Source organism: Pantoea sp. B_9, assembly GCF_008632015.1.
Lineage (GTDB): Bacteria > Pseudomonadota > Gammaproteobacteria > Enterobacterales > Enterobacteriaceae > Pantoea > Pantoea dispersa.
In genome coordinates this window covers 470991-483201 of sequence record NZ_VWVL01000001.1, presented here as the reverse complement: position 1 = coordinate 483201, position 12211 = coordinate 470991, and the positions used below count along the sequence as shown (strand labels likewise).

Here is a 12211-nt window from a genome sequence, read left to right as displayed (position 1 = left end):
TTATCCTTGCGTGCGCATACCGTTGGGCCGCGCGACGGGTGAAGAAAAACGCCCGCAGGCGTTTTTTAATTAATAGTTTGAAATAATAGCAGTTAATGCTGCAGGCGTCAGCCGCCTCACGTCAGCGCGTTGTACACCCGCGCCAGACGCCCGGTCCCCGCCGCGCTCACCGGCGACTCGCTGGCTGCGACAAAGCAGGATTCGCCCGGTTGCAGTACCAGCTGCTGCCCGGCCTTTTCAATCACCGCCTGGCCTTCGATGCAGAACAGCAGGGCGGCACTGTGCTGTGCCAGCGTTTGCGGCGTGGCCGAAAGCGTATGGATGGCGAAGGCAAAATCCTCTACCGGAATCGGGAAGTTCAGGCTGTCACCCTGTGTCTGCGGCTGCGTGAGCAGCGTTGCCGCCGGTTTGGCCTCGAACTTCAGGTTGGCCAGCAGTTCCGGAATATCAATGAATTTTGGCGTCAGGCCGGCGCGCAGCACGTTATCCGAATTGGCCATCACTTCCAGCGCCACGCCTTTCAGATAGGCATGCGGCGTTTCGGCGAACAGGAACATCGCCTCACCCGGTTGCAGGGTGATGACATTCAGCAGCAGCGGTGAGAACAGGCCATTATCGTCCGGGTAGTCGCTGGCGATGGTTTTGACGGTCTGCCACGGCTCGCCTTCGCGCGCGTTCAGCGCGGATTTCAGCACGCCGAGCGCGCGGGTTTTGCTTTCGTCTTTCAGCGACAGCAGGGTAGCGAACAGTTTAGCCAGTGCGGCTTCGCTGGCGTTTTCGAGGAAATGGGCGATCTGCGGATGCGCGCCCGCGACCGGCTCCAGCAGCGAGACAATCTCAGGCAGTTCGCGAAAGCCGTTCATCGCCTGGAACGGCGTCAGGGCATACACCAGTTCGGGCTTGTGGTTAGCATCTTTATAGTTGCGCTCGGCGGCGCTGAGCGGAATGCCCGCCGCGTTTTCACGCGCGAAACCGGCTTCTGCGGCGGTTTTACTGGGATGCACCTGAATCGATAACGGCTGATCGGCGCACAGCACTTTAAACAGAAACGGCAGCTCACCGAAACGCTGCGCTACCGCGGCACCCAGCGTCGCGACCTGATCGTCATTAATCACGTCACGCAGCGAACGGGTGATGCCATTCACTTCAACGGTAGAGGGGCTTTTGGGGTGCGCGCCCATCCATAATTCCGCCATCGGCAATCCCTGCGGGTTTTCGATGCCGTAGAGTTCGGTCAGCGCGGTTTTGCTGCCCCATGCATAATTTTGCAGCGAATTGTTCAATTTTTGCATCGTTTACCCTTAATAACGGTAAGTAAATAAGCGTATTAAAGCAGAAAGTGCCATAGAAAATACACGAACAAGTGCAATAAACGCGATGGGCTCGCATAATGTTAATTTCTTGTATGTGACAATCTTGCTCGCTCTAAGGCGTCGCGGGAAGACGACTTAGGCGGAAACCTCAAAATCTGAGCTAAGGAGACGTAGTCATGGCAGCCAACCGCATTGAAAAAGATTCAATGGGTCCGATCGAAGTTCCGGCAGATAAGTTGTGGGGCGCACAAACGCAGCGTTCGCTGGAGCACTTCCGTATCTCCACCGAGAAGATGCCCGTGGCGCTGGTGCATGCGCTGGCGCTGACCAAGCGCGCCGCCGCCCATGTTAACCGCGATCTGGGGCTGCTGCCGGCTGAACGGGCCGGGGCGATTATCGACGCCGCTGACGAGGTGCTGGCCGACCAGCACAGCGACGAGTTCCCGCTGGCCATCTGGCAGACCGGCTCTGGCACCCAGACCAACATGAACATGAATGAAGTGCTGGCTAACCGCGCCAGCGAACTGCTGGGCGGCGAGCGCGGCATGTCGCGCAAAGTGCATCCGAATGATGATGTTAACAAGAGCCAGAGCTCCAACGATGTGTTCCCGACGGCGATGCACGTTGCCGCGGTGATTGCGCTGCGCGAACAGCTGATTCCGCAAATTGAGGTGCTGAAAAATACCCTGAGCGAGAAATCCGCCGCGTTTAAAGACATCGTTAAAATTGGTCGTACCCACCTGCAGGACGCCACACCGCTGACGCTCGGCCAGGAGATTTCCGGCTGGGTTGCCATGCTGGAGCACAATCTGAAGCACATCGAACACAGTATTCCGCACGTCGCCGAGCTGGCGCTGGGCGGCACGGCGGTCGGTACCGGCCTGAATACCCATCCGGAATATGCGGTGCGCGTGGCGAAAGCGCTGGCCGACCTGACGCAGCAACCCTTTGTCACTGCGCCCAACAAGTTTGAAGCGCTGGCGACCTGCGATGCGCTGGTGCATGCGCACGGCGCGCTGAAAGGACTGGCCGCGTCGCTGATGAAAATCGCTAACGACGTGCGCTGGCTGTCATCCGGTCCGCGCTGCGGCATCGGTGAAATCAGCATTCCGGAAAATGAGCCCGGTAGCTCGATCATGCCAGGCAAAGTCAACCCAACGCAGTGTGAAGCGCTGACCATGCTGTGCTGCCAGGTGATGGGCAATGACGTGGCGGTGAACATGGGCGGTGCATCCGGTAACTTCGAACTCAACGTCTACCGGCCAATGGTGATCCACAACTTCCTGCAGTCGGTACGGCTGCTGGCCGACGGCATGGACAGCTTCAATCACCATTGCGCGGTGGGCATTGAGCCCAACCGCGAGCGCATCGATCAGCTGCTCAACGAGTCGCTGATGCTGGTTACCGCGCTGAATACCCATATCGGCTATGACAAAGCGGCGGAAATTGCCAAGCAGGCGCACAAACAGGGGCTGACGCTGAAAGCCTCGGCGCTGAAGCTCGGCTACCTGACCGAAGCGCAGTTTGACGAATGGGTGCGGCCGGAAGAGATGGTTGGCAGCATGAAGCAATAGCTTTACTGCCGGACACTACAGCGCGACCTGTCGCGCTGTTTTTTTTGCCTTACAGACGGTCACTCCATAAATGCAGCCGCGGGATGATCAGATGCAGCGGCTGCGCCAGCGGCTTGTAACGGTGCGTGATGTTTTCAGCATCGTAATCCAGCAGTTCACCCAGCGTCGGCACCTGCGTACGATCGCGGCACAACACCAGCAGCGGCGAAGGGCAGGCCAGCTGCAGCTGTTTTTTCTCGCTGGCGCGCCACAGCCGCGCGATAGGTTGCACTTTAACCGGTCGCTTGATCTTCAGCTGCGCGCCGTCCGGCAATGACCGCACCCGCTCCAGCTCCTGCTGCACTTTCTCTGCCCACTGTTCGCGCGTCCACGGCGCCTGCGCGCGGTTCGCCTTCAGGCTGCGCTCCAGTTGCTCGACGATGGCCTCGCGCGTCACCTTCTTGATGATGTTTTTATTCGCCCAGCCAAAACGCAGCGTATCCGGCGCCTGCAGTAGCGTGACGCTGCGGTAGGCGTTGAGCGTGAGCAGGCCACGCAGATGCTGGTGCACAAACTCAAAACGCGCCTCGCTCGGCAGGCCGGAGTCGACGGTGATCAATTGCTCCAGCCGCTGTTTAAGGGTGTTGATGGTCGTGACCTGCTGCTCCAGTCGCTGGCTGGCCGCCTCATCCGCCTCAATGCAGAGGGCACCAGGCAGACGCACCGCCGCTTTGGTGCTGAGTTTTTCTGACTGATGCTGCATAAACAGGCGACAATAGTGGGCGAGGGCCAGTTCGCGCGCGCGTTTACCGAGATGCTGGGTTACCGCGATGCGGTTGATTTCATCATGCTCTTTGCCTTTCTCGATCTCCGGCAGGCTGAATACGCGCGCCAGCAACAGCGGCTGCTGTTCAACCGACGCGCGCAGTGCAGTAAGTTCGCGCTCCAGCGTATTCACGCATTCGTGTAAATCAGCCACCAAATCGTAGCGAGCCATTACAGTTCTCCATAGTTACAACATACCAAAGGGTGGCACTGAATGACGCGGCGAGCAAGCAGGTATACTAGTTACAACATACTATAACAAAATTTATCCATCCGATCACTGAAACCCCGGCGTGGAATTTGGCTCGACAGGGCGTGCGGGCATTTTTCCTGCCGGATGAACATGTTATAACCGTGATTTACCTGTTAACGGATATTAGCTGTGGAGTATCAGCCAAAACCGGGCGCGCCCGCTATCGTCACGCTCGGCGCCGTGCAGATCCTGTCGTGGGGCGGATCGTTTTATCTGATGGCCGTGATGGCTAACCCGATCATCGCGGAAACCGGCTGGTCGCAGCAGTGGATGTATGGCGCACTTTCGCTTGGCATTCTGGTCTCCGGCCTGCTGGCACCGCTGTGCGGCCGGCTGATTGCCCGCGCACAGGGTCGCCGGCTGCTGGCGGCGAGCGGGGCGGTGATGGCGCTCGGGCTGGTGATCATGGCGCTGAGCCACAATTTGCCGCTGTTTCTGTTCGCCTGGCTGATTATCGGCGCGGGCATGGCGATGGGCCTGTATGACGCGCTGTTCGCCACGCTGGGCACCTTATATGGCGGCCAGGCGCGTGGCGCGATTACCGGTATTACGCTGATTTCAGGATTCTGCACCTCGCTGGTGTGGCCCGGCATCGCGCTGCTGATCCACTGGCTGGAGTGGCGCGGCGCCTGTCTGACTATTGCCGCGCTGCTGTGTCTGGCGGTGCTGCCGGCTTACCTGTATGCGCTGCCGGCGCCGCGCACACCATCGATGCCAAAAACCAGGCAACAGCATACCGCACAGAATTCACTGGCTCCCACGCTGTTCTGGCTGCTGTGCAGCATTTTTACCCTTGCGTCGGTGATCATGACGGCGATATCGGTGCAGCTGATTACTCTGCTGCAGGCGAGCGGGCATTCGCTGAGCGCCGCGCTGGCGATCAGCACGCTGCTGGGGCCGTGCCAGGTGGCGTCGCGCATTGTCGATATGGCGTTTAAGCGCGGCCATCCCATCTGGACCACTTTCTTCTCAGTCGGGCTGGTGGCGCTGGGATTACTGCTGCTGGCCTGTTATCCCGCGTGGGCGCTGGTAAGTATGGTGCTGTACGGTGCAGGAAATGGCTTGCGGGCTATCGTGCGCGGTACGTTGCCGCTGGCGATGGTAAAACCGGAAGAGTACGCCATTGTGGTTGGCCGCATGGCGCGACCGGCGCTGATTGGTCAGGCGCTCACGCCGCTGATTGGCGGCTATATTTTCCAGCATTCCGGCGCGCAGGCTACGCTGTGGCTGTTATGCGGGCTGGCGCTCATCAACGTGCTTTTGGTGGTGGTGCTGAAGCGGAAATTGCCGGCAGGCGCTCCGGAATCCGCAGGTTGAAATCGCGACTGACGGCTAACGGGCAGAGATGGCCGCTGCTGCGCTTTAGTGGCGATCCGTCAGATATTGCAGCAGGCAACACAACGCGCTTAACAGCAGAGTGCAGCCAGCCGAGACAACGAAAGGCAGCGGTGCCATTCGTACGCATTGCCATAAGGTTGGCGCGTTCAGGCAGCTGGTTGCCGCCGTGATGATGCCCACCATCAGCGGGAGAACGGTCAGCAATAACGCGCCGACGACCGGGGATAATACAGACATTATTTCGCGCCTCGAAAATAGTAACGGCGCGCATTTTGTGCAAAAAATAGCAAGGGAATCATGACCCTGATCAATATTATTCCTTTCAGAAACCGGTTAATCGACCCTGACGCAGCCCCTTCGCCGGTGTGTTTTTGTTTCTTACACAGAAACAATGGCTTGTCTGAAGGTCGGTTGCGCACACGGCGCGACACCCGTGCAGAAATAATCGTCCCTTTGTTACAACGTCCTTCACCAGCCCGCAGCTACAGCGGTGGGGGCAAAAAAGTGACACGTCGCGCATATTGTTGCGCAAGGCTCAGAGTGCTAAAGCGGTCAGTGGCATGTCATACTGGAATATTTTCATATAAATTCAATAACTTAAATCGATATCAAAGCGAGTATTAGCGCAGGTTAGTCACGGGTGGAAAGCATTTTCGGTATTCTAAAAAGCAACAGTGTTTGTTATATTTATTGCTCATTGATTATTCACTGCCGCGGTATGAAAACAAGAAGATAGGCCGCAACTCAGGAAACAGAAATGCTAGATTACCGCTTCCCGACAGCTTTGCAGATGGTTTTGAGCGTAGCGATGGCGGAGCAATTGGGTAAACGCTCGACCAGTGCCATTCTGGCGTATGGTCTTGAAGCGAACCCCAGTTTCATTCGGAAACTCATGGTTCCGTTAACGCGCGATGGCATCATTGTCTCGACGCTTGGCCGTACCGGCTCGATCCATCTGGGTCGTCCGGCCGCTGAGATCACGCTGCGCGATATCTACACTTCAGTGATTGAAGACAAAAAACTGTGGGCGTCGCGCCCCGATGTCGCACCGCGCTGCCTGGTCAGCGCCAACCTGTGCTGGTACTTCAAATCGATCGCGGAGCAAGCGGAAGAGGCGTCGCTTAAAGTGCTGGAAACCCGCACCGTCGCCGATGCCCTTAACGAGCTGAAAAAGCACGATACCAGCAACTGCGAACCGCTGCCCGACCTCGAAATCGCCGAACTCTGCAAAAAAGACCGCTAACCTCCCGTGCGCATCGCTGATGCGCACCTTTCCATTCCGCTTCTGTACGCACAATCTACCCCTGTAAATCCTGTGAAATCACGCTGCTGTGCTCTGGCGCAGAGGCGCGCTGTTGCTGTGTAACATCGTCATGTTGCGTCAGGCAAAAAAATCCGGGCACGATGGCCCGGATGGGTTTTACTCCTTAGCGTTTATACCGTCTGCGTTTCCACCGCCGGCTGCTGCTTGCGCGTCACCAGCTTACGCAGCGTCACGTAGAACACCGGCGTCAGGAACAGGCCAAACAGCGTAACCCCCAGCATGCCCGAGAACACGGTGATACCGGTGACGCCACGCACTTCGGCACCCGCACCTTCGCCCAGAATCAGCGGCACGGTGCCGGCGATAAAGGCGATGGAGGTCATAACGATAGGGCGCAGACGCAGGCGACAGGCTTCCAGCGCCGACTCCACAATCCCTTTGCCCTGCATCTCCAGTTCACGGGCGAATTCGACGATCAGGATGGCGTTCTTACATGCCAGCCCCATTAGCACCACCAGACCGACCTGGACAAACACGTTGTTATCGCCGCCGGTCAGCCACACGCCCACCAGTGCGGAGAGCATCGTCACCGGTACGATCAGGATCACCGCCAGCGGCAGCGTCCAGCTCTCATACAGCGCCGCCAGTACCAGGAACGCCAGCAGCACCGCCACCGGGAACACGATAAACGCGGTGTTGCCCTGGGTTGCCTGCTGATAGCTCAGGTCGGTCCATTCAATATTCATGCCGTTCGGCAGCACCTGGCTGGACATCGCCTCAAGTTTTTCCATCGCCTGCGCAGAAGAGAGCACGCGCGGATCGGCATCGCCAATCAGGTCGGCCGCCGGATAGCCGTTATAGCGAATCACCGGGTCCGGACCGTAGGTGGTGGTGATGTTCACCATGCTGCCAATCGGTACCATCTCACCACGATCGTTGCGGGTACGCAGGTTCGCGATATCCTGCACGCTGTCGCGGAAATCCCCGTCAGCCTGCGCCATCACGCGCCAGGTACGACCAAACTTGTTGAAGTCGTTGACGTAAGACGAACCCAGATACACCTGCAGCGTCGTGAACAGATCGGTCAGCGATACCCCCTGTGCTTTGGCTTTGTCGCGATCGACCTGCACATCCAGCTGCGGCACGTTGGCCTGATAGGAGGAGATCGGGAACATCATGCCAGGCGTCTGCATCACCGCACCGGACAGGGTATTAATCGCGGTTTGCAGTGCACCATAGCCCAGGCCCGCACGGTCCTGCACATACAGCGAATAGCCCGATCCCTGGCCCAGACCGAGGATCGGCGGTGGCATGATGGAGAAACCGAAGCCCTGCTGAATTTTGGAAATTTTCGCGTTGATCTCAGCATTAATTTCCGCCGCAGTGCGGCTGCGCTCGCTGAATGGTTTCAGACCGAAGAACACCGTGCCGGTATTCGGCGTATTGGTGAACTGCAGCGCATTCAGGCCGGGGAAGGCGACGGAGTAGGCCACGCCTTCGGTGTTCATGCCGATTTCGCTCATCTTACGAATCACTTCATCGGTACGCGCCAGCGATGAGCCTTCCGGCATCTTCACGCCACCAATCAGGTACAGCTTATCCTGCGTCGGAATAAACCCACCTGGCACGGTATGGAACATGAAGCCGGCACCGGCCAGCAGCAGCACGTACACGCCAAACACCGCACCGCGCCGGCGCAGGGTTTTGCCGACCATCGATTCATAGCCGTCTGAGCTGCGCTGGAAGAAGCGGTTAAACGGCCGGAACACCCAGCCCAGCAGGCGATCGATCAGGCGCGTCGGCAGGTCCTTCGGCGCACCGTGCGCCTTCAGCAGTTTCGCCGCCAGCGCCGGAGAGAGCGTCAGCGAGTTAATTGCCGAAATCACCGTCGAAATCGCAATGGTCACGGCAAACTGCTTATAGAACTGACCGGTTACGCCGGAGAGGAAGGCCATCGGCACAAATACTGCACACAGCACCAGCGCGATCGCGATAATCGGCCCGGAGACCTCGCGCATCGCCTGGTGAGCCGCCGCCACCGGTGTTAAGCCCTGTTCAATGTTACGCTCGACGTTCTCCACCACCACGATGGCGTCATCGACCACGATACCAATCGCCAGCACCAGCCCGAACAGACTCAGGGTATTGAGCGAAAAGCCCAGCAGGTAGAGCACGCTGAACGTACCGACCACCGACACCGGCACGGCCAGCAGCGGGATGATCGAGGCGCGCCACGTCTGCAGGAACAGAATCACCACCAGCACCACCAGCACGATGGCTTCGAACAGCGTCTGGACCACGGCGCGGATCGAGTCACGCACGAACACCGTCGGGTCATAAGGCGCGGCCCACTGCACGTCATCCGGGAAGCGCGTTGCCAGCTCAGCCATCTTGGCGCGTACCGCATTCGACAGGTCGATGGCGTTTGCGCCCGGCGACTGGAAGATACCGATACCGACCGCATCCTTGTTGTTCAACTGCGAACGCAGGGCATAGCTGCCGGAGCCCATCTCGATGCGCGCTACGTCACGCAGGCGCACCAGCGTGCCGTCGTCGGCGGTTTTCAGGATGATGTTGCCAAACTGCGCCTCATCTTCCAGCCGCCCCTGGGTGTTGATCGACAGCAGGAAATCGCTCTCTTTCTTCGTCGGCTCAGCGCCCAGCTGCCCGGCAGAAACCTGCACGTTCTGCTCCTGCATGGCGCTGACCACGTCGCCGGCGGTCATGCCGCGCGCCGCCACTTTGTTCGGGTCGAGCCAGACGCGCATCGCGTAGTCACCGGCACCGAAGATCTGAATCTGGCCGACGCCCGGCAGGCGCGCCAGCTCATCTTTCACCTTCAGCGTGGCGTAGTTACGCAGATAGAGCGAATCGTACTTGCCGTGGGGCGAGAACAGATGCACTACCAGCGTCAGGGTAGGTGACTGCTTCTGGGTGGTCAGGCCGAGCTGACGCACCTCTTCCGGCAGACGCGCTTCAGCCTGCGCCACGCGGTTTTGCACCTGGACCTGCGCCTGATCGGGATCGGTCCCCGGGCGGAAGGTCACGGTGGTAACCAGCACGCCATCTGAGCCGGCCACCGACTTCATGTACATCATGTTTTCCACCCCGTTGATCGCTTCTTCCAGCGGCGTTGCCACCGAATCAGCAATCACTTTGGGGTTGGCACCGGGATATTCTGCGCGCACCTGCACGCTGGGTGGTACCACGTTGGGGTATTCACTGATCGGCAACAGCGGAATGGCGATCAGTCCGGTGGTAAATATCAAAATCGACAGCACCGCGGCGAAAATCGGTCGGTCGATAAAAAAGCGGGAGAAATCCATAACGGGCAGTCTCGATTATTATTGAGCGGAGCGCATGGCCACCGGCTGCGCTTTTACCGGCATACCGGGCATGAACACTTTCTGCAGACCGTTGACAATCACCTTGTCACCTGGCTTCAGACCCTGCTGCACAATACGCAGGCCGTTAGCCAGATCGCCCAGCTGAACATCGCGGCGTTCGGCTTTGCCCTGCGCATCAACCACGTAAACATATTTACGATCCTGGTCGGTCAGTACCGCGCGGTCGTCGACCAGCAGCGCGTTGAATTCTGCGCTGCCCGGCAGCCGCACGCGGGCAAACAGGCCTGGGGTAAACTGACGCTGCTGATTGTCGAGCGTGGCGCGCATGCGAATGGTGCCGGTGCTGGCGGTCAGCTGGTTATCGAGAAAATCGACAGTGCCGCGGTGCGGATAGCCCTGTTCGCCGGTCAGCGCAATCTCTACCGGCAGCGAACCGCGGTTCTGGCCCTGACGCGCCATCGCCTGGTACTGCAGATAAATCGCTTCGTCGACGTCAAAGTAGACATACATGCGGTCCTGCGAAACCAGCGTGGTGAGAACGCTGGCGCTGTCGCCGGCGGTCACCAGGTTACCGGTGGTGATCATCGCCCGGCTGGCGCGACCATCAATCGGCGCGGTGACGCGGGTAAAGTCGAGGTTCAGCTGCGCCATATCGACTGCCGCCTGGGCGGCCAGCACGCTGGCCTGCGCCTGACTGGCGGTCGAACGCCGCTGTTCCCACTCTTCGCGCGACACTACCTGGGTGCCGATCAGCTTGTCGGTACGGGCCGACTCGCTGCGGGCCAGCGCCGCCTGGCTACGCGCGCTGGCCAGTTCGGCCTGCGCCTGCTCCAGCGTGGCGCGGTAGGTGCGGTCATCAATGGTAAACAGCACCTGACCTTTCTTCACCTCATCGCCTTCGCGATAGTTAACCTGATCGATGTAGCCCGAAACGCGCGGACGCAGCTGCACGCTTTGCACCGCTTCAATGCGGCCATTGAAGCTATCCCACTGGCTGACTTTTTGTTGCACCACCTGCGCGACACTCACTTCGGGCGGAGGCGGCGGCGCATTTTGCGCCACACCGCGATCACAACCGGTCAGCAGGCTTCCCAGCAACATCACTCCTGACAGGCTTACGGCCCGACGAACCCCATATGTTTGCAGATGCATTGTTGTTATTCCGCGTTGGTGAAAAAGAAAGGAGACGTACGAAAAATCTGCAACTTTTAAGATTGCATTAAAACCACAGGAGTGTAGGCTTGGGCGAACTGCATCTGCAAGAATATCTGATACACTTTATGTGCGGTTTTGATCAATTCGTAACAGGTAGCGAAAGCCCCTACGGCGAGTGCGGCATTTAATGCAATAATAAAACTTGCATTAAGTGCGATAGTCAGTCACCCTTAAAGTGTAATTGCAACTGATACTGATACTGTTCGCCATGGCGACGGGAGAGAATGGGATGATGAGCGACGCTTTTATTCACGATCTGATCGACTGGATTGATAACAACATTGAAGCACGTCTGGATCTGGACACCGTAGCGGGGCGCGCCGGCTATTCGAAGTGGCACCTGCAGCGTATGTTCAAAGAGCACACCGGCTATCCGCTTGGTGAGTACATCCGGGCTAAGAAGCTGAAAAAATCGGCCGACCGCCTGACCACCACCAACGAACCGATCCTCAACGTGGCGATTTCGCTGGGCTTCGATTCACAGCAGTCGTTTAACCGCAGCTTCAAGCGCCAGTATGGCGTGGCACCGGGCGCATGGCGTCGTCACGCCGCGCACACCCCGAGCGCGATGCAGCAGTAAACCTCCGCCAGGGCCAGCCATGCTGGCCCGCGTTTTTCCCCGCCTGAAACCTGCTATTATCGGCGTCCTGCTTTTCAGGATGTCACTATGTCGAAAAAACTCTGGATTGGATTACTGTTTGCGCTGGTGGTTTGCTGGATCGGGCTGAAGCCCCATCTGAGCGGTACTGCGCCAGAAAAACAGACGGATATTGCGCAACTGACCGATGCACATCGCGTGGCGCGCTGGCTGCAGCAGCATCACCGTTTGCCTGATTTTTATCTCACCAAAAGTGCGGCACGTCGTCAGGGCTGGAACCCGGCGCAGGGGAACCTGTGTGAGGTGTTGCCGGGGCGCGCGATTGGCGGCGACCGCTTCAGTAACCGCGAACGGCGGCTGCCGATGCAGGCGGGACGGCAGTGGTATGAAGCGGACGTCAATTACGACTGCGGCCACCGCGATGCCGATCGTCTGCTTTACTCTTCTGATGGACTGATCTTTCTCACCACCGATCACTATCGCAGCTTCACGCCGGTACCCTGAC

General features: G+C 58.7%; 10 protein-coding genes. 5 read left to right on the top strand and 5 right to left on the bottom strand.

Going from position 1 to position 12211, the window contains the following annotated elements; translation table 11 throughout:
- Positions 1–116 precede the first annotated feature (116 nt).
- Complete coding sequence (gene manA, locus F3I21_RS02245; RefSeq protein WP_150058179.1) at positions 117–1292, bottom strand: mannose-6-phosphate isomerase; 1176 nt, start codon at positions 1290–1292, stop codon at positions 117–119.
- A 197-nt stretch (positions 1293–1489) separates the two neighbouring features.
- Between manA and fumC the strand changes: the two genes are divergently transcribed.
- Positions 1490–2887, top strand: a complete 1398-nt coding sequence (gene fumC / locus F3I21_RS02240; RefSeq protein WP_150058177.1) for a class II fumarate hydratase — start codon at positions 1490–1492, stop codon at positions 2885–2887.
- 49 nt (positions 2888–2936) lie between these two features.
- On the opposite strand, the gene tus is transcribed toward fumC, so the two are convergent.
- Positions 2937–3863 carry a DNA replication terminus site-binding protein gene (gene tus, locus F3I21_RS02235; RefSeq protein WP_150058175.1) on the bottom strand — a complete coding sequence of 309 codons (927 nt, stop codon included), beginning with the start codon at positions 3861–3863 and terminating at the stop codon, positions 2937–2939.
- 210 nt (positions 3864–4073) lie between these two features.
- Here tus and F3I21_RS02230 point away from each other — a divergent pair, with 210 nt between their 5' ends.
- On the top strand, positions 4074–5261 hold the full coding sequence (locus tag F3I21_RS02230) for an MFS transporter (RefSeq protein WP_150058173.1): 1188 nt from the start codon (positions 4074–4076) through the stop codon (positions 5259–5261).
- Between the two features lie 45 nt (positions 5262–5306).
- On the opposite strand, the gene F3I21_RS02225 is transcribed toward F3I21_RS02230, so the two are convergent.
- Positions 5307–5519: a hypothetical protein gene (locus tag F3I21_RS02225; RefSeq protein WP_150058171.1), complete on the bottom strand. Its 213-nt coding sequence runs from the start codon at positions 5517–5519 to the stop codon at positions 5307–5309.
- Between the two features lie 520 nt (positions 5520–6039).
- Here F3I21_RS02225 and F3I21_RS02220 point away from each other — a divergent pair.
- On the top strand, positions 6040–6525 hold the full coding sequence (locus tag F3I21_RS02220; protein WP_031279147.1) for an Rrf2 family transcriptional regulator: 486 nt from the start codon (positions 6040–6042) through the stop codon (positions 6523–6525).
- 191 nt (positions 6526–6716) lie between these two features.
- Here the strand turns inward: F3I21_RS02220 and oqxB are convergent, their stop codons facing one another.
- Positions 6717–9872 (bottom strand): multidrug efflux RND transporter permease subunit OqxB, encoded by a 3156-nt coding sequence (oqxB, locus tag F3I21_RS02215; protein WP_058758475.1) that lies wholly within the window; start codon positions 9870–9872, stop codon positions 6717–6719.
- Between the two features lie 18 nt (positions 9873–9890).
- The gene (locus F3I21_RS02210) at positions 9891–11045 is read right to left on the bottom strand and encodes an efflux RND transporter periplasmic adaptor subunit (RefSeq protein ID WP_150058169.1); all 1155 of its coding nucleotides are present in this window, start codon (positions 11043–11045) and stop codon (positions 9891–9893) included.
- 292 nt (positions 11046–11337) lie between these two features.
- On the opposite strand from F3I21_RS02210, the gene F3I21_RS02205 reads away from it, so the two are divergent.
- Both F3I21_RS02205 and F3I21_RS02200 read left to right on the top strand, forming a co-directional pair.
- Positions 11338–11688, top strand: a complete 351-nt coding sequence (locus tag F3I21_RS02205; RefSeq protein WP_021506154.1) for a helix-turn-helix domain-containing protein — start codon at positions 11338–11340, stop codon at positions 11686–11688.
- An 87-nt stretch (positions 11689–11775) separates the two neighbouring features.
- Entirely contained in the window at positions 11776–12210 is a 435-nt protein-coding gene (locus tag F3I21_RS02200) for a ribonuclease domain-containing protein (protein WP_021506153.1), read from the top strand.
- Position 12211 lies beyond the last annotated feature (1 nt).

What these genes read in the sequence shown, in the direction of transcription:
- manA (WP_150058179.1), bottom strand. Translation starts at nt 1,292, where the DNA reads ATGCAAAAATTGAACAATTCGCTGCAAAATTATGCATGGGGCAGCAAA.
- fumC (WP_150058177.1), top strand. Translation starts at nt 1,490, where the DNA reads ATGGCAGCCAACCGCATTGAAAAAGATTCAATGGGTCCGATCGAAGTT.
- tus (WP_150058175.1), bottom strand. Translation starts at nt 3,863, where the DNA reads ATGGCTCGCTACGATTTGGTGGCTGATTTACACGAATGCGTGAATACG.
- F3I21_RS02225 (WP_150058171.1), bottom strand. Translation starts at nt 5,519, where the DNA reads ATGTCTGTATTATCCCCGGTCGTCGGCGCGTTATTGCTGACCGTTCTC.
- F3I21_RS02220 (WP_031279147.1), top strand. Translation starts at nt 6,040, where the DNA reads ATGCTAGATTACCGCTTCCCGACAGCTTTGCAGATGGTTTTGAGCGTA.
- oqxB (WP_058758475.1), bottom strand. Translation starts at nt 9,872, where the DNA reads ATGGATTTCTCCCGCTTTTTTATCGACCGACCGATTTTCGCCGCGGTG.
- F3I21_RS02210 (WP_150058169.1), bottom strand. Translation starts at nt 11,045, where the DNA reads ATGCATCTGCAAACATATGGGGTTCGTCGGGCCGTAAGCCTGTCAGGA.
- F3I21_RS02205 (WP_021506154.1), top strand. Translation starts at nt 11,338, where the DNA reads ATGATGAGCGACGCTTTTATTCACGATCTGATCGACTGGATTGATAAC.
- F3I21_RS02200 (WP_021506153.1), top strand. Translation starts at nt 11,776, where the DNA reads ATGTCGAAAAAACTCTGGATTGGATTACTGTTTGCGCTGGTGGTTTGC.